This window comes from Streptomyces sp. NPDC059454 (assembly GCF_042749965.1).
Taxonomy (GTDB): domain Bacteria; phylum Actinomycetota; class Actinomycetes; order Streptomycetales; family Streptomycetaceae; genus Streptomyces.
On sequence record NZ_JBHYVC010000003.1, the window covers coordinates 20147 to 36348 of the forward strand.

Sequence of the window (16202 nt, forward strand, 5' to 3'; positions counted from 1 at the left end):
GGGCCCTGCCCCGGAACGCGCCCGTCAGCCCCGTACGCCGCGGAGTGCCATCGAGACCGCCGCTTCCGTGATCGCGTCCGGGTGTTCCGCCGCACCCAGCTCGATGCGGCGTACGGCCGCGTCGACCACGCCCTGGAGGAGCATCGCCGCGAGGCGGGGCTCCGCGTGCCCCAGGCCGGCCAGGGCCTCGACGATCATCGCGATGAGGCCGCCGTGCGCGGCACGGATCTTCTCGCGCGCACCCGCGTCGAGCTCGCTCGCGGAGATCGCGACCACGGCGCGGTGCCGCCGGTCCCCGACCAGTTCCAGCTGCTTGCGGACGTACGCCTCGATCTTGGCCTCGGTCCCGTCGGCGGTCGCCATGGCCGCCTCGACCTCCGCCGCCCAGACCGGGAAGTCGACCTCGCACAACTCCTCGACCACGGCGGCCCGCGAGCGGAAGTACTCGTACACGGACGAACGCGCGAGACCCGTGCGCTCGGCGAGAGCCGGGAAGGTCAGCGCCTCCGTACCGCCCTCGGACAGCAGGGAGCGTGCCGCGTCCAGCAGGGCGGCTCGCTGCATCGACCGGTGCTCGGCCACGGAGGCCGCTCGAATCCTTGGCACGTCATCCACTTTACGGACGCCCCGCCCGCGGCGGCCAGAGGATCGGCCGGCTCTCCGCCGGAAGGGCTCAGCGGCCGAAACCCGCCAGCTTCGCGCGCAGCTGCAGCACGGACTTGGTGTGGATCTGACTGACCCGGCTCTCGGTCACGCCCAGCACATTGCCGATCTCGGCGAGGGTGAGTCCTTCGTAGTAGTACAGGGTGACCACCGTCTTCTCCCGCTCCGGCAGTGTGTTGATGGCCCGCGCCAGGAACCTCCGCAGCTCCCGGTCCTCGGCCACCTCCACCGGATTGTCGGCGGCGGTGTCCTCCAGGGTGTCCATGAAACTCAGCTGATCGCCACTGTCGCCCCCGGCGTGCAGCAGCTCCTCCAGGGCGACGACGTTCGCCAGCGACAACTGGCTGAAAACCGCGTGCAGCTCGGCCACCGTGATGTCCATCTCCTCGGCGACCTCGCTCTCGGAGGGGGTGCGCCGCAACCGCGCCTCCAGCGTGGCGTAGGCGCGCTCCACGTTGCGCGCCTTCTGCCGTACCGAGCGCGGGATCCAGTCCAGTGCCCGCAGCTCGTCGATCATCGCGCCCCGGATACGGGTGATCGCGTAGGTCTCGAACTTGATCTCGCGGTCGACGTCGAACTTCTCGATCGCGTCGATCAGCCCGAAGACCCCGGAGGAGACGAAGTCCGCCTGGTCGACATTGGGCGGCAGCCCCACACTGACCCGGCCGGCCACGTACTTCACCAACGGCGAGTAGTGCAGGATCAGCTGTTCCCGCAGCCGCTCGTCCCCCGTCGCCTTGTACGACCGCCACAGCTCGTCGAGCGTCGAGGGAGCGGGCGGCCGCACGCTGCCACCGTCGCGGGCGGCTGGGGGGATCGCCGCCCGGTCGGACCCGGAGGTGTGCTGGGGCATTCGTCGCCTTGTGCCGTTCTGCCGTGGACCGGTACTGCCTGGGTGCGCTGTCTGTCCGATGTCTGAGTGCCTGTCCTTGCCTGTCCGCGTCGGGACCCTCGTGAGCGTAGCGTGACTGCGGCGTCGCGGTGTGCGAAGGGGCGAGGTGGAACCGTGCGCAGATTCGTTCCGGGTGCCGTCCCGCCGGGGCACACCCGTCGCTCTGAGTGATCGACGGGGTAGCCCAACTGACGTAAATCCCAAGGGGTGTCGGGGTTCCCCCGGACGGCCGAACACGCTGTGTCAGCGAGGCTCGGGACCGTCCCGGACCGGGATCACCGCCTGGCGCGTCAACTTCCAGCCGTCGCCGTGTCGTTCGACGTAACCAAGTGCTCGTAGTTCGTACAGTCGCGCGATCACGTCGTCCGGGGTGGTCTGCGCGGCGGGCGCGATCTCCTCCGGCCGGGCCGTTCCGCGCCCCGGCAGCGCGGCGAGGACCTGCCGTCCGGCCGGGTCGAGCAGGTCCCGGGGCAGCACCGGCCCCCGGCGTTCCGGCGCGAGTTCGCCCATGTCGCCGACCAGTTCGACGACCTCGTCGGCGTCGGTGACCAGCACCGCGTCCTGCCGCAGCAGTTCGTGCACCCCGGCGGAGAGCCCGCTGGTGGCCGGCCCCGGTACTCCCATCGTGTGGCGTCCCAGACGGCGGGCCGCCCGGGCGGTCACCAGGGAGCCGCTGCGGTGGGCGGCCTCGACGACGACGGTGCCCCGGGTGAGCGCGGCGATCACTCTGTTGCGGAGGATGAATCTGCTCGGTGTCGGATGATCTCCGGGCGGCAGCTCGCCGATGACGAGGCCCTGTTCCGCGATTCTGCCGATCAGCCCGGTGTGGCCGCGCGGGTAGGGCCGGTCGACTCCGCAGGCGAGTACGGCGATGGTGGCACCGCTCGAGCCGAGGGCGCCGCGGTGGGCCGCGCCGTCGACCCCGTAGGCGCCGCCGGAGACCACGATCCAGCCGCGTTCGGCGAGGCCGGCGGAGAGGGTGGCGGCCATGTGCGCGCCGTACTCGGTGCAGGCTCGGGCGCCGACGACGGCGACCGAGCGCAGCGCCCACATCCGCAGGTCCGCTCCCCCGCGCACCCACAGCCCGAGCGGCCGGGCGTCGCCCAGGTCGTCGAGCTGTCCGGGCCATTGCGGGGCGCCGGGGCCCACGAAGCGCACTCCGGCGTCCCGCGCGACGGCGAGGTCCCTGCGCGGTTCGGCCTGCTCCGCCCGGGCCAGTAACCCGGCCCACCGCTTGCCGCTCGCCCCCGGCAGCGGATCCCCCCGTTTCCGCAGCCGTCGGACCACGGCGTCCACGCCGAGCTCCCGCACCCAGCGCCCGCCGGTCTCGTCACCGGGTTCGATGACCCGGGTGAGGAAGACCCGGCCGAGCAGTTCGTCACCGGCTCCGTCCACGGCGCTCACACCCCCGCCCCGATGGCCATGGGCACGCCGCGCGGGACGCCGGTGCGCAGTTGCAGGGCGAGGGCGACGTCCCCGGCGTCAGGCCGCTCGTGGCCGGTCAGGTCGGCGACGGTCCAGGCGACCCGCAGGACCCGGTCGAGTCCCCGGGCGGTGAGCACGCCCCGTTCCAGGCTGCGCTCGGCGTCGTCCATGGCGCCGGGGGCGGCGTGCCAGCGGCTGCGCAGCTCCCGTCCGGGGACCTCGCTGTTGGTGCGCCACGGAGTGCCGGTGAGTCGCGCCGCGGCGCGGTCCCGGGCCGTCCGCACCCGGTCGGCGACCGTGGCGGTGGTGTCGCCCCGGGCACCGCTCGCCGTCAGTTCGTCACGCGTGACGCGGTCGACCTCGACCCGCAGGTCGACCCGGTCGAGCAGCGGCCCGGACAGTCTGGCCTGGTAGCGGCGGATCGCCGAGGGAGGGCACTCGCACTGCTCGTTCGTCCGCGAGAAGCGCCCGCAGGGGCACGGGTTGGCGGCGAGGACCATCAGGAAGCGCGCGGGGAAGCGCACGACACCGGCGCTGCGCGCGATGATCACGTGCCCGGCCTCCAGCGGCTGCCGCAGCGCGTCCAGGGCCCGGCTGCTGAACTCCGGTGTCTCGTCCAGGAAGAGCACGCCCCGGTGCGAGAGGGACACCGCTCCCGGCCGGGCCGTACCGGGGCCGCCGCCGACGAGTGCCTGCATGGTGGCCGAGTGGTGCGGGGCGCAGTAGGGAGCCGTGTCGATCAGGGGTTTGCCCGGGGGCAGCAGTCCCGCCACCGAGTGCACGGCCGTCACCTCCAGTGAGGCCTGCCGGTCCAGCGGCGGCAGGATCGACGGCAGCCGCTCCGCGAGCATGGTCTTGCCGGCGCCCGGCGGTCCTTCCAGGAAGAGGTGGTGTCCGCCCGCCGCGGCCACCTCCACGGCCGTTCGCGCCGAGAGCTGGCCCACGACGTCCGCGAGGTCATGGCCCTGCTCGTGCGATGCCGCGCCGACGCCGTGCATCCCGGTGTCCGCTCCGGTGCCCGGGGCGCGCAGCCCCGCCAGCAGCGGGTCGGGCCGCGCCTGGTCCTCGGTGTCCTCCTCCGGTACGGGCTCGTCGGTGAGCACCGCGATCAGCTGGCGCAGACTGCGGATGCCCAGGACGGACACCCCCGGCACCAGTGAGGCCTCTGCGGCGGCGCACTCGGGCACCACCACCTGCTCGTATCCCGCGTCGGCCGCGGCCAGTACGGCCGGCAGGATGCCGCGCACCGGCCGCACCCGGCCGTCAAGGCCCAGCTCGCCGATCATGACGATGTCGCCGAGTACCCGCGGATCGATCCGTTCGGCGGCGCCGAGCACCGCGCAGGCGACCGCCAGATCGAAACCGCTGCCGGCCTTCGGGACCGATGCCGGGCTGAGTCCCACGGTGAGTTTCTTCTGCGGCCACTCGCCGCCGGAATTCACCACGGCCGCCCTGACCCGGTCCCTGCTCTCCGACAGGCTCTTGTCCGGCAGCCCCACCAGTGTGAAGGCCGCGACCCCGGGCTCCAGGTCGGCCTGGACCTCCACGACCACGCCCTCGACGCCCACCAGCGTCACCGAGCACGTGCGCGCGAACCCCATGTCAGGCCACCCCCCGGACGTGCTCGACCACGGGTGCGCCGCGGGCCGGCAGCAGCACGCCGACCAGGTCGATGCGGACCCCGCCGGGCGGCGCTCCCCCGTGTTCCCGGAGCCAGCGTTCGGCGAGGTCCCGCAGGCGGTCGGCCTTGGCCGTCGTGACCGCCTCCATGGGGTGCTGGAAGGGGCCTGCCCTGCGGGTCTTCACCTCGCAGACGACCAGGGCGTCCCCGTCCCGGGCCACGATGTCGATCTCGCCGGTCCTGCCGCAGCGCCAGTTGCGCTGCAGGACCGTCATCCCGGACTGGGTCAGCCGCCGTGCGGCCAGTGTCTCGCCGTACCTGCCGAGTGCGCTGCGTGCGCGATGTGCGTTCTGTGCGTTCATGTCGGCACCACCTCCGGCGCCAACGGTCACGCATCCCGCCCGACGGAGTGGATCTTGGTGCAGAACTCGGCGACTGTGGACAACTCCGTCACCCGCACGAGTACGCCGGTTACCCGCCCGGCAGCTCCAGATCGCTCTTGTTGAGCTCCTCGATGTTCACGTCCTTGAACGTCAGGACGCGTACCTGTTTCACGAACCGGGCCGGCCGGTACATGTCCCAGACCCAGGCGTCCGCCATCGACACCTCGAAGAACACCTCGCCCTGGACCGAGTGCACCTGCATCTCGTAGTCGTTGGTGAGATAGAAACGCCGCTCGGTCTCGATCACGTATTTGAACAGACCGACGACATCGCGGTACTCCCGGTAGAGCTTGAGCTCCATCTCGGTCTCGTACTTCTCGAGGTCCTCGGCGCTCATGGCATGTTCCCCTTCAGCCTTGCGATCCCACCATTGTGCGCCAGTCCCGGGAGTCACTGGACGATTTCGGTGTCCAGGGTCACGGGTCCGGCCGGGGGACCTTCGTCGAGCAGTACGCGCAGCAGCTCGGCGAGTCTGGTCGGATACACCGTCTCATGCGCCCGAGCGAGTTCCGGGCACGTCCACCAGCGTGCTCCGGCGACACTGCGCCGTTCCAGCTCGGTCAGCGCCGTGGCCGCGGTCGCGGTCTGGGTGGTGCGGGCGAGGTAGTACCACTCGTCCTGGTCCCAGCGGCGGCCGGCGAACGGGAAGGAGCACCTCCGCCGCCACAGCACGGGCCCGAGCTCGACCTCGGTGATGCCGGTCTCCTCGACGAGTTCCCGCAGGGCGGCCTGTTCACGGGTCTCGTCGCCCTCCACGCCGCCGCCGGGCGTGAACCACCAGTCGTCGGCCGGGTCGTCCGGCTCATGGCCGTGCAGCAGCAGGATGCGGTCCAGCGGGTCGAGCAGAACGACCCGGGCGACCCTGCGCAGCCCGCCCTCGTAGGAGCCCTCGACCGCCGGGACCGGCTCAGCGGACACCGGCGGCCCCCGTGCTCGCCCGGCCCCGGGACGCGGTCGCCCGCTTGGCGAAGGGACCGTACGCGGCCCCGCCGAGAACGAGCACGGCACCGGCGATCACCAGCGCGACGACGGTCCTGAGCGGTCCCGGAGAGGAGAGCGCACCGAGCTGTTCGAATCCGGTGGGTGCCTGGAGCATGCCGTTCATCGGCCAGACCACGGCGTCGACCCTGGCCTGGACCGTGTCGCGGGAGACGGTGCCGCCGGCGGCGTCGGTCAGATGGGCCGTGGAGTCCAGCGACCCGGAGCGCTCGTCACCGAGCAGGAACAGCCGCCCCTTCGGCACGGTCACCTCGGGGATGGCACCGAACCCGGCCGCCGCGCCCTCGGCGAGATACGGTTCGTCGATCTCCTTGCCGTTGACCTTCAGCTTGCCGTCCTGGCAGCAGGAGACCGTGTCACCGCCGACGGCGACCACCCGCTTCACCATGGGGGTGGTCGACCAGGTCGCGTCCGTGAAGACGATGACGTCACCGCGGCGGACGTCGCCGCCGTCGACGCGCTCGGCCAGCACCCGGTCACCGGCACCGATCGTCGGCGCCATCGACGGGGTGGGCACGGTGTACGGCCGGTACAGCAGCGCTCCCCAGACGAATCCGCCGAGGAACAGCACCATGCCCAGGGCCACGGCCAGCCCGGACAGCCGCTGCCCGGTCCGGCCACCCGCCCGGGCGGTGCCCGAGCCGGCGTTGCCGGGGACCGTACGCGTCGTGCTCTGACCACTCATGGGCGGCACCCTACCCGGCGGTACCGGAGCGGGTCAGCCCTCCCGCCGGCCCTCTCCGGCGCCGTACCGCCGGCGCCGCCAGAGCACCAGCGGCACCGCGCCCGCGAGCGCGAGTGTCTGGGGCGCGGCCGTCAGGACCGCGGCGGAGGAGGACCCGGCGGCCAGACCGGGCTGGTCGAAGGTGTCCGGGACGGGCAGGTTGTTCCAGCGGTTGACCGGCCAGGCGATGACGACGGCTCGGCCGACGACCTTGTCCACAGGGACGAAACCGTCGTTCCTGTCGGCCTGGTTGTACCGCGAGTCCCGGGAGTTCTGCCGGTGGTCGCCCATGACCCAGATGTGGTCCTCGGGGACCTTCACCTTGAACTGGCCGCCCTGGTCGTCCTGGCTGCACGGAGTGTTGCCGGGATACACATACGGCTCGTTCAGCGCCATGCCGTTGACCTTCAGCGGGCCGGTGCCCTTGCACTCGATCGTGTCACCGCCGACCCCGACGACCCGCTTGATCAGGTCCTTCTCCTCCGCGGACGGCATCAGACCGATCCAGCTGAGGACCTTCTGCAACGGGTTCGGGTCGGGGGTCGGCTCGCCCGCCAGCCAGTTGTCGGGGTCGTGGAAGACGACGACCTCACCGCGCTCGGGCTCGGAGCCGAACCAGGGGGTGAGCTTGTCGACGAGCACCCGGTCGCCCTGCTGGAGGGTGTTCTGCATCGAGTCGGAGGGGATGGAGAACGCCTGCACCAGGAACGTCTTGATCAGCAGCGCCAGCACCAGCGCGATGCCGATCAGGATCGGCAGCTCCTTCCAGAAGGAGCGGGGCTGCTTCGCCTGGGGGGTGCCGTCGCCCGAACCGCCTTGCGCCGTGGGGGGCTGATTGTCCCCGGGTCCGTCGCCGCCACCCGCCGGGGAGTCGTTCCCGGAGGTCATGAAGTCGTCAGCCGCCGGACCGGCCGCTTCCACGGGACGCCCGCGGTGCTCCTCGCCCTCGCGCCCGGACCGTGCGCCAACCGCCGCATCCCCCACGCCAACTCCTCACTCTCTGCCGCCGCCCGCGCCATGCCCGGCGCAGGCCCACCACTCCCATAACGAGCGGGAGTTCCGCAGGGCTCGGGAGCTGGACCATTCCATCGGGATCGTCCGGGGCAACCCTATGCGACAGCGGGGCGGCAGCGGTCGACCCAGGTGCCGAGTCCGACACGGACGCGTAGGTCGTCGGCTCCTCCAGCGTGCTCCAGTGGCCGAGCGGCCAGGCGATGACCATGGCCCGGCCCACCACCTCGTCCTCGGAGACGGTGCCGCCGTAGTCGGTGTCCTGGTGGGAACGGGAGTCGGCGGAGTTCGCCCGGTGGTCGCCCATCACCCACAGCCGCCCCTCGGGGACGGTGATGTCGAACGGAGTCGTGGACGGGGCGTTGCCGGGATACAGGTAGTCCTCGTTCAGGGGAACGCCGTTGACGGTGACCCGGCCCTGCTCGTCGCAGCACTGGACGCGGTCCCCGCCGACGCCGACGACCCGCTTGATGAGGTCCTTCTCGTTCTCGGACGGCAGCAGTCCGATGAAGGTGAGCCCGTCCTTGATCTGCTTGATCCCGACGGGGTCGTCCTTCTTCGGCGTGGTCCGCTCGTCCTGGAGCCAGCCGCCGGGGTCCTTGAACACGACGACGTCCCCGCGCTGCGGCTTGGAGCCGAACCACGGGGTGAGCTTGTCGACCAGCACCCGGTCACCGATCCGGATCGTCTGCTCCATGGAGCCCGACGGGATGACGAAGGCCTGGACGAGGAACGTCTTCAGCACCAGCGCTATCACGACGGCGACACCCACGAGGAGGGGGATCTCCTTGACGGCGCTGCGCCTGCGGCGCCGCTTGACCTTGCGCTGGAGCTTGCGCCGTTCGGCCCGGCTGCGTCCGGGGGCCGGGCCGGTCGCGCGGCGGGAGCCGGTGGGCAGCAGGTTCTCCGCTGCGCTGTCCGGGGCGCCGCGCGGTTTGCCGCGGTTACCCATGGGCGCCCTCCGCCGCGTTCGTCGCCGGGGCGGGCACGCGCGCGTAGGCGTCGGGCCGGTGCAGCCGGGCGGCGTGGCCGAAGGGCCAGACGATCCCGTCGGCGCGGCCGATCACGCTGTCCACCGGGATCATGCCGCCGCCGGGCGAGCCGAGGTGGTCACGGGAGTCGCTGGAGGCACTGCGGTGGTCCCCGAGGACGAACAGGCGCCCGTCGGGCACGACGACGTCGAAGGACACCGTGGAGGGGCTGTCGCCGGGGAACAGGAAGCCCGACTCGTCGACCGACCGGCCGTTCACCCGGATCCTCCCCTCCCCGTCACAGCAGACCACATGGTCCCCGCCCACCCCGACGACCCGTTTGACGTAGTCGGCGTCACCGAAATACCCGGTGCCGTCGAACACAATCACGTCGCCGCGCCGCGGCCCGGCGTCGAAGCGGTACGCCAACTTATTTACGAGCACGCGGTCCCCGACCCTCAATCCGTGTTCCATCGATCCGCTGGGGATCTGGAACGGCCGCGCCACGAACGTGCTCAGCGCCAGCGGGAACAGCAGGCAGAGCAGCAGGGTCAGGGTAATCCGCCCGCCGGGCAGCCATTGCGTGAGACGCGACACCAACGCGGAACGCGACCGCCCCTCCGGCCCCGCCGTCCCCGAGGTGTCCTCGGGTCCGGCCGGGGGGAGGGAGCGGTCGCGCTCCGTCGGCTGTGCTTCGGTGTCCATCGGGGCCAGATGCTATCCGGCCGCGATATGACGCCGGTAAAGCGCTCAGTTCTCGCGCTTCTCCTTGATCTTCGCCGCCTTGCCGCGCAGCTCGCGCAGGTAGTACAGCTTGGCGCGGCGCACGTCACCCTTGGTGACGAGCTCGATCTTCTCCACGATCGGGGTGTGCACCGGGAAGGTGCGCTCGACGCCGACGGAGAAGGAGACCTTGCGGACCGTGAAGGTCTCGCGCACGCCGGCGCCCTGGCGGCGGATGACCACGCCCTTGAACTGCTGCACACGGGAGCGGTTGCCCTCGATGACACGCACGTGGACGTTGACGGTGTCGCCGGGACGGAAGGCGGGGACGTCGCTGCGCAGCGACGCGGAGTCGACGGAGTCGAGCAGGTGAGACATTTCGTCTGCTTTCTTCGCTGATGCCGCAGGTCATCAACGGCAACTGGAGGCTGGGACCGGTGCCGTGCGGTTCGGGACGGGCGTCGTGTCCCCCTGCGGCAGGGGCGCACGCCGGACGACGCACAGCAGCGGCCTATTCTTCCACGCCGTCGGTCCTGCGCCAAAATCGGCCGTACGGCTCTCCGGCGGGGTCCGGTTCCCAGCCCAGGACGGACAGCATCTCGCGGTCCTTCTTGTCGAAGGCCTTCGGATCACAGCGCTCGATGAGGTCGGGCCGGTTGGCTGTGGTCCGGCGCAGCGCCTCGTCGCGCCGCCAGCGGGCGATCTTCCCGTGGTGGCCGCTGAGCAGCACGTCCGGGATGCCGCGTCCGCGCCACTGCGGCGGCTTGGTGTGGACGGGACCCTCCAGAAGGCTCGCCATGGCCCCGGGCGCGAAGGAGTCGTCGCGGTGCGACTCGGCGTTGCCGAGGACGCCGGGGAGCAGCCGTGCGACGGCCTCCGTGACGACGAGGACCGCCGCCTCGCCGCCGGCCAGCACGTAGTCGCCGATGGACACCTCGTACACGGGCATCCGGGTGGCGTATTCGTCGATGACACGGCGGTCGATGCCCTCGTAGCGGGCCGGGGTGAAGACCAGCCAGGGGCGCTCGGAGAGCTCGACGGCCAGTTCCTGGGTGAAGGGACGGCCGCTGGGAGTGGGAACGATCAGGGCCGGCTCGCGGGAGCCGGTCTCGTAACCGTCCGCCAGGACAGAGTCGAGCGCGTCGCCCCACGGCTCGGTCTTCATGACCATGCCGGGGCCACCACCGTACGGGGTGTCGTCGACGGTGTTGTGGCGGTCGTAGGTCCAGTCACGCAGATCGTGCACGTGGACGTTCAGCTGTCCGCGTGCGCGTGCCTTGCCGACGAGGGAGACGTTCAGCGGCTCGAGGTACTCGGGGAAGATCGTGACGACGTCGAGACGCATTACGCCTCTTCCCCGGCGGCGTCCGGCGCGGAGGCACTGTGTCCATCAACGACTTCGTCGCGGTCCGCGCGGTCGTCGATCAGGCCCGGCGGCGGGTCGATGACCGCGCGCTGCTCCTCCAGATCGATCTCGGTGACGATCTCCTCGACGAACGGCACGTACACCTCGGTGCCGTCGGGGCGCTCGACCACGAAGAGGTCCTGGCTGGGCAGGTGCGAGATCTCGGTGATCCGGCCGACCTGTTCGCCGTCCTTCGTGACGACGTCGAGGTCGATCAGCTGGTGGTCGTAGTACTCGTCCTCGTCCTCGGGCCGCTCGTCCGGGTCGACGTCGGCGATGAGGAGGGTGTTGCGCAGGGCCTCGGCGCCGTTGCGGTCGTGGACGCCCTCGAAGCGCAGCAGGAGACGGCCGCTGTGGACGCGGCCGGTCTCGATGGTGAGCGGCCCGGCGGAGGCGGGGTCGGTGGTCAGGACGGCGCCGGGCCCGAGCCTCAGCTCCGGTTCGTCGGTGCGGACCTCCACGGTGACTTCGCCCTTGATGCCATGGGCGCGGCCGATGCGAGCGACTACCAGCTGCACTGTGCTTGATCTCCTGTCGAACTGCGACGAGCCACTCACGGCTCATACGACTGCGGGCCGGGGACGGCCCAGTGGCCCTCCCCGGCCCGAGCCGGTGCTGCGTTCGGCGTCAGCGGACGTGGTCCACGTCGACGAGGTCGACGCGGACACCGCGGCCGCCGATGGCGCCCACGACGGTACGCAGAGCGCGTGCGGTGCGGCCGTTGCGGCCGATCACCTTGCCGAGGTCGTCCGGGTGGACCCGGACCTCGAGCACACGTCCACGGCGCAGGTCGCGCGAGGCGACCTGCACATCGTCAGGGTTGTCGACGATGCCCTTCACGAGGTGCTCGAGAGCCTCCTCGAGCATGCTCAGGCCTCGGTCGACGCGGACTCGGCCGGGGCCTCGTCCTTCTTCTCAGCCTTCTTCTTCTGGGTGATCGCCTCACCCTTGCCCTCGTCGTCGCCGCCGAGCGCCTCGAAGGACGGACGGGCCGACTTCTCGGCCGGCTGCAGCAGCGGAGCCGGGGCGGGCTCGCCCTTGAACTTCTGCCAGTCGCCGGTCTTCTTCAGGATGGCGAGCACGGGCTCGGTCGGCTGAGCGCCGACACCGAGCCAGTACGCCACGCGCTCGGCGTCGACCTCCATCACCGACGGGTTGTACGTCGGGTGGTACTTGCCGATCTCCTCGATGGCCCGGCCGTCACGGCGGGTACGGGAGTCGGCGACGACGATGCGGTAGTGAGGCGAACGGATCTTGCCCAGACGCTTCAGCTTGATCTTGACTGCCACGGGAGTGGGTTCTCCTGGTTTTGACGTGGTTGGGCACGGCGAGAGTTGCCGCGTGGGGTTGCGGTACCCGAGTGCCCGATGGACGCGTCAGCCGGAGGAGAGAGGGGTCCTGTGCGACTGTCGAGTACAGCTAGTCATTGTGCCACACCCTGTGGGGCGGGGGTGACCGAGGGGTGGGCGCGGTTGACGGGCGCCCGGCGCCGGTGCGGCACGGGGCACCCCGCGTCGGTGTTGGCCGGGAGGTTCGCGCAGCCCGGCGCCTACGGGGCGCCGTCGCGCCCACCCGCGCCGCCCCAGCGGCACGACTGCCCGCGAGGACGGCGCGAGAGCAACGGCGCCCCGCGTCTCCGGCACCCACGAGATGCCTGAGACGATCAGCTTGCCGCTGCTACCACTTCCGGGATCTGGAAGGGTTTGCCGCAGCCGCCGCAGACGATGGGGGCCTGGGCGAGGACCGAGGGAACGACACGGACGTTGCGGCCGCAGTCACAGACGGCCTTGACGCGGACGCCGCCCCCGGAGGAGCCGTGCCGCGCGGCCGGGCCGCGAAAGCTGCGGGCCGTGTCGCCCGCGGTCGCCGCGGAGTGGGCCTTCAGGGCGCGCTGGAGGCGTTCCGTCGTCGGGCGGTAGCGGCGCTTCGCCTCGGGAGTGAGCGTGACCAGTGAGAAGCCGCTGCTGGGGTGCGGTTCCTCGGGGTGGTCCAGGCCCAGTTCCTCGGCGATCGCGAGGAATCTGCGGTTGTGGTAGCGGCCGGCGCGGGATGTGTCGCGTACACCGCGCGCGGCGGCGACGCCGTGGACTGCCTCGTGCAGCAGTCGCTCGAAGGAGAGTTCGTGACCGCACGCGGACGACGACTCCCCGATCAGTGACTCGGGCGCGGCAAGATCGGGCAGCTCGGGGTGGTACCGCTGAATGTCGGCCCACGCCTGTGCCAGCTCTGCGGCGAGAACAGGTGGTGTCTGTGTCGTGCTCACGTAATGACAACGAGGCGGGGTGCCTCTGTGTTCCGATTCCGGGGCATCCCAAATAATTTGCACGTACCCGTCAGTTGCCGCTGATGCGTCCTGACGAGTACGGGTGCGCTGATCTGCGGAGAAGCCTCGCAGCTCACCTCAAGGTGGTGCGTAGGCTGACGTACGCCCCCGCGCGTAAGCGGTCTCCGCGCGCCGGTGCGCGTGAGGCTCGTGGATGCGCAAGAGACATTTCGGTCGCTCTCGCGGGGACACGGCGTCCGGCTCGGCGGGCACGCCACGGGCGCGACGTTACCGGGTCCGCCCTCGCAGCCGCGCACCGCCCCGCCACAAGTCGCTCCCGACTTCGTCGACCTTGGCCGGAATCGGCTACGGGTGCCTTCGCCATGGCGGATCGGGCGGCCCGGGATTACCGGAATGTGAATTCTTGCCACTGGCACAGGCGACTACCAAGCCGCCGCCGCATTCCACTGGACGACACGACGAGGGCGGAGTTTCCTGGCATACGGGGGGTGCGGGGCGCACTGCACGGGGGCCAGGGAATCAGGCACTGCGGCAACTCTCGGCTGATTGGGGCGCTTACCTATGACACCTACGCTCGTGCGGCAGCACCCGCCTCGTACGGGGGCCGTCCCCCGCGTGGACCTGCGTGCACGCGCGCGTGACTGGTCCGAGATCCAGGAGCGGATGCTCGTACCGCTCTACGAGGCCGTCTACGAGCGACTGGACGTGGGACCCGCGACACGACTGCTCGGTCTCGGCTGCGGTTCCGGGCTGGCCCTGCTGATGGCGGCCTCGCGCGGTGCCGCGGTCACCGGTGTCGACACCTGTGCCGACCGGCTGGCCCTCGCACGGGAGCGGTTGCTGCCCGACGAGCGGGACGCACGCGCGCGTGACGACACCCGGATCGTGCGGGGCTCGCCCGGGGAGGCCGCCCGCGCGGACGCGCCGGCGTACACCGTGGTGACCGCCTTCGAGCCGATCGGCTGCCGCGCGGGCGACGCGGAGAGACTGGGCGATCTGCTCACCGAGGCGGTGCCGCTCGCCGGGCGCGGAGCGGCCGTGGTGCTGGCCGGCTGGGGTCCGCCGGAGCGGTGCGCCACGGCGTCCGTGCTCCGAGTGGCGACCAAGCCGGCGGAGCCGCTGCGCGGAGCGTGCACCTGGCGTCCCACGGACCGCGACGACCTGGAGCGGGTCGCCGCGCGGGCGGGGTTGCGGCCGGACGGCTCCGGGCGGGTGGCCTGTCCGTTCGGCTACGCCGACGCGGACAGCGCGGTACGGGGCCTGAAGTCGACCGGGCTGTTCGACCCGGCGGTCACGGCCACGGACCAGGCGCAGGTCGACAAGGAGCTGGCGGAGGCCCTGCATCCGTACCAGCGGCAGGACGGAACCGTGTGGATGCCGAACGTGTTCCGGTACCTCGTCGCGCGCACACCCTGACACGTCGTTGGGGCGCCCTTCGCGTGAGGGGCGCCCCAGTGACGTACCGGCGTAGGTCTCAGCCCATGAACTTCTTGAACTCGTCGGGCAGCTCGAAGTCCTTGCCGCCCTGCTGCGGCAGCCCGAAGGCGCCCGCGCCCTCCGCGGCGGCGGCGCGGCGCGCGGCCTCCTCCTGCTCCTGCTGCTTGCGCTTCATCGGGTTGCCGGAGCGCTGCTTGCCCTTGGCCTGCTTCTGCTTCTTCTTCGTCCGGCCCGGACCGCCGCCCATGCCCGGCATCCCGGGCATCCCCGGCATGCCGCCGCCCTGAGCCATGCGGGACATCATCTTCCGGGCCTCGAAGAACCGCTCGACCAGGCCCTTCACGGCGCTGACCTCGACACCGGAACCCTTGGCGATACGGGCACGGCGCGAGCCGTTGATGATCGTCGGCTCCTGGCGCTCGGCCGGGGTCATCGACTTGATGATCGCGGCGGTGCGGTCGACGTCGCGCTCGTCGAGGTTGTTGATCTGGTCCTTGATCTGGCCCATGCCGGGGAGCATGCCGAGCAGCTTGCTGATGCTGCCCATCTTCCGGACCTGCTCCATCTGGGCCAGGAAGTCGTCCAGGGTGAAGTCCTGGCCCTTCTTCGACGCCAGCTTGGAGGCCATCTTCTCGGCCTCTTCCTGACTGAACGTCTTCTCCGCCTGCTCGATCAGGGTGAGCAGGTCACCCATGTCGAGGATGCGGGAGGCCATCCGGTCCGGGTGGAAGGCGTCGAACTCGTCGAGCTTCTCACCGTTGGACGCGAACATGATCGGCTTGCCGGTGACCTGGCGGATCGACAGGGCGGCACCACCGCGGGCGTCGCCGTCGAGCTTGGAGAGCACCACACCGTCGAAGCCGACGCCGTCGCGGAACGCCTCGGCGGTGTTGACGGCGTCCTGACCGATCATGGCGTCGACGACGAACAGGATCTCGTCGGGCCGGACGGCGTCGCGGATGTCCGCGGCCTGCTGCATCATCTCCTGGTCGATGCCCAGGCGGCCGGCGGTGTCCACGATCACGATGTCGTGGACCTTGGTCCGCGCGAAGTCGATGGAGTCCTTGGCGACCTTCACCGGGTCGCCCACGCCGTTGCCCGGCTCGGGCGCGTAGACGGCGACGCCCGCGCGCTCGGCGACGACGCTGAGCTGGTTGACCGCGTTCGGGCGCTGGAGGTCGGCGGCGACCAGCACCGGCGAGTGGCCCTGCTCCTTGAGCCAGTGGCCGAGCTTGCCCGCGAGGGTGGTCTTACCCGCACCCTGCAGACCGGCGAGCATGATCACGGTCGGCGGCTGCTTGGCGAAGCGCAGCCGGCGGGTCTCACCGCCCAGGATCGTGACGAGCTCGTCGTTCACGATCTTCAGCACCTGCTGGGCGGGGTTCAGCGCCTTGGAGACCTCGACGCCGAGCGCGCGCTCCTTGACGTTCTTGATGAACGTGCGGACCACGGGCAGGGCCACGTCCGCTTCCAGGAGAGCGATGCGGATCTCACGCGCCGTGGCGTCGATGTCCGCTTCGCTCAGCCGGCCTTTTCCGCGGAGATTTTTGAAGGTCGCGCTGAGGCGGTCGGAGAGAGTATCGAACACGGCGGCGTCGGTCCTC

19 protein-coding genes are annotated in these 16202 nt (G+C 71.1%); 1 reads left to right on the forward strand and 18 read right to left on the reverse strand.

The window, feature by feature from the left end:
• Nucleotides 1–24 precede the first annotated feature (24 nt).
• The 17 genes from ACFXAE_RS02655 to ACFXAE_RS02735 form a co-directional block, all read right to left on the reverse strand.
• On the reverse strand, nt 25–582 hold the full coding sequence (locus tag ACFXAE_RS02655; protein ID WP_384707378.1) for a TetR/AcrR family transcriptional regulator: 558 nt from the start codon (nt 580–582) through the stop codon (nt 25–27).
• A 91-nt stretch (nt 583–673) separates the two neighbouring features.
• On the reverse strand, nt 674–1516 hold the full coding sequence (gene whiG, locus ACFXAE_RS02660) for an RNA polymerase sigma factor WhiG (RefSeq protein ID WP_384706930.1): 843 nt from the start codon (nt 1514–1516) through the stop codon (nt 674–676).
• Between the two features lie 282 nt (nt 1517–1798).
• Nucleotides 1799–2959 (reverse strand): DNA-processing protein DprA, encoded by a 1161-nt coding sequence (dprA, locus tag ACFXAE_RS02665; RefSeq protein WP_384706932.1) that lies wholly within the window; start codon nt 2957–2959, stop codon nt 1799–1801.
• Entirely contained in the window at nt 2956–4581 is a 1626-nt protein-coding gene (locus ACFXAE_RS02670; RefSeq protein WP_384706934.1) for a YifB family Mg chelatase-like AAA ATPase, read from the reverse strand. The genes dprA and ACFXAE_RS02670 overlap by 4 nt, the downstream gene beginning before the upstream one ends.
• Before the next feature lies 1 nt (nt 4582).
• Entirely contained in the window at nt 4583–4993 is a 411-nt protein-coding gene (locus ACFXAE_RS02675) for a YraN family protein (protein ID WP_384706936.1), read from the reverse strand.
• 79 nt (nt 4994–5072) lie between these two features.
• On the reverse strand, nt 5073–5381 hold the full coding sequence (locus ACFXAE_RS02680) for a DUF2469 domain-containing protein (protein ID WP_003965949.1): 309 nt from the start codon (nt 5379–5381) through the stop codon (nt 5073–5075).
• A 53-nt stretch (nt 5382–5434) separates the two neighbouring features.
• Nucleotides 5435–5962, reverse strand: a complete 528-nt coding sequence (locus ACFXAE_RS02685) for an NUDIX hydrolase (RefSeq protein WP_384706938.1) — start codon at nt 5960–5962, stop codon at nt 5435–5437.
• Nucleotides 5952–6728, reverse strand: a complete 777-nt coding sequence (gene lepB, locus ACFXAE_RS02690; protein WP_384706940.1) for a signal peptidase I — start codon at nt 6726–6728, stop codon at nt 5952–5954. The genes ACFXAE_RS02685 and lepB (ACFXAE_RS02690) overlap by 11 nt, the downstream gene beginning before the upstream one ends.
• A 33-nt stretch (nt 6729–6761) precedes the next feature.
• On the reverse strand, nt 6762–7751 hold the full coding sequence (gene lepB / locus ACFXAE_RS02695) for a signal peptidase I (RefSeq protein WP_384706942.1): 990 nt from the start codon (nt 7749–7751) through the stop codon (nt 6762–6764).
• Nucleotides 7663–8730 carry a signal peptidase I gene (gene lepB / locus ACFXAE_RS02700; protein WP_384706944.1) on the reverse strand — a complete coding sequence of 356 codons (1068 nt, stop codon included), beginning with the start codon at nt 8728–8730 and terminating at the stop codon, nt 7663–7665. Before lepB (ACFXAE_RS02700) ends, lepB (ACFXAE_RS02695) begins: the two co-directional genes overlap by 89 nt.
• Entirely contained in the window at nt 8723–9454 is a 732-nt protein-coding gene (gene lepB, locus ACFXAE_RS02705; protein ID WP_384706946.1) for a signal peptidase I, read from the reverse strand. Before lepB (ACFXAE_RS02705) ends, lepB (ACFXAE_RS02700) begins: the two co-directional genes overlap by 8 nt.
• A gap of 45 nt (nt 9455–9499) precedes the next feature.
• The gene (gene rplS / locus ACFXAE_RS02710) at nt 9500–9850 is read right to left on the reverse strand and encodes a 50S ribosomal protein L19 (RefSeq protein ID WP_190098062.1); all 351 of its coding nucleotides are present in this window, start codon (nt 9848–9850) and stop codon (nt 9500–9502) included.
• A 133-nt stretch (nt 9851–9983) separates the two neighbouring features.
• Complete coding sequence (trmD, locus tag ACFXAE_RS02715; protein WP_384706948.1) at nt 9984–10817, reverse strand: tRNA (guanosine(37)-N1)-methyltransferase TrmD; 834 nt, start codon at nt 10815–10817, stop codon at nt 9984–9986.
• A complete protein-coding gene (rimM, locus tag ACFXAE_RS02720; RefSeq protein WP_384706950.1) occupies nt 10817–11395 on the reverse strand; it encodes a ribosome maturation factor RimM in 579 nt (192 codons plus the stop codon). The genes trmD and rimM overlap by 1 nt, the downstream gene beginning before the upstream one ends.
• Nucleotides 11396–11504: 109 nt before the next feature.
• A complete protein-coding gene (locus tag ACFXAE_RS02725; RefSeq protein ID WP_005479813.1) occupies nt 11505–11744 on the reverse strand; it encodes an RNA-binding protein in 240 nt (79 codons plus the stop codon).
• A 2-nt stretch (nt 11745–11746) separates the two neighbouring features.
• A complete protein-coding gene (gene rpsP, locus ACFXAE_RS02730; protein WP_384706952.1) occupies nt 11747–12166 on the reverse strand; it encodes a 30S ribosomal protein S16 in 420 nt (139 codons plus the stop codon).
• 374 nt (nt 12167–12540) lie between these two features.
• Nucleotides 12541–13140 carry a hypothetical protein gene (locus ACFXAE_RS02735; protein WP_073937032.1) on the reverse strand — a complete coding sequence of 200 codons (600 nt, stop codon included), beginning with the start codon at nt 13138–13140 and terminating at the stop codon, nt 12541–12543.
• A 582-nt stretch (nt 13141–13722) separates the two neighbouring features.
• On the opposite strand from ACFXAE_RS02735, the gene ACFXAE_RS02740 reads away from it, so the two are divergent.
• Entirely contained in the window at nt 13723–14577 is an 855-nt protein-coding gene (locus tag ACFXAE_RS02740) for a methyltransferase domain-containing protein (protein WP_384706954.1), read from the forward strand.
• 58 nt (nt 14578–14635) lie between these two features.
• Here ACFXAE_RS02740 and ffh read toward each other — a convergent pair whose 3' ends face one another.
• Complete coding sequence (ffh, locus tag ACFXAE_RS02745) at nt 14636–16186, reverse strand: signal recognition particle protein (RefSeq protein ID WP_384706956.1); 1551 nt, start codon at nt 16184–16186, stop codon at nt 14636–14638.
• Nucleotides 16187–16202 lie beyond the last annotated feature (16 nt).

Bases quoted from the DNA above. Each gene is read 5' to 3' on its own strand.
- whiG (WP_384706930.1), bottom strand. From the start codon at position 1,516: ATGCCCCAGCACACCTCCGGGTCCGACCGGGCGGCGATCCCCCCAGCC.
- ACFXAE_RS02670 (WP_384706934.1), bottom strand. From the start codon at position 4,581: ATGGGGTTCGCGCGCACGTGCTCGGTGACGCTGGTGGGCGTCGAGGGC.
- ACFXAE_RS02680 (WP_003965949.1), bottom strand. From the start codon at position 5,381: ATGAGCGCCGAGGACCTCGAGAAGTACGAGACCGAGATGGAGCTCAAG.
- lepB (WP_384706940.1), bottom strand. From the start codon at position 6,728: ATGAGTGGTCAGAGCACGACGCGTACGGTCCCCGGCAACGCCGGCTCG.
- lepB (WP_384706944.1), bottom strand. From the start codon at position 8,730: ATGGGTAACCGCGGCAAACCGCGCGGCGCCCCGGACAGCGCAGCGGAG.
- lepB (WP_384706946.1), bottom strand. From the start codon at position 9,454: ATGGACACCGAAGCACAGCCGACGGAGCGCGACCGCTCCCTCCCCCCG.
- rplS (WP_190098062.1), bottom strand. From the start codon at position 9,850: ATGTCTCACCTGCTCGACTCCGTCGACTCCGCGTCGCTGCGCAGCGAC.
- trmD (WP_384706948.1), bottom strand. From the start codon at position 10,817: ATGCGTCTCGACGTCGTCACGATCTTCCCCGAGTACCTCGAGCCGCTG.
- ACFXAE_RS02725 (WP_005479813.1), bottom strand. From the start codon at position 11,744: ATGCTCGAGGAGGCTCTCGAGCACCTCGTGAAGGGCATCGTCGACAAC.
- ACFXAE_RS02740 (WP_384706954.1), top strand. From the start codon at position 13,723: ATGACACCTACGCTCGTGCGGCAGCACCCGCCTCGTACGGGGGCCGTC.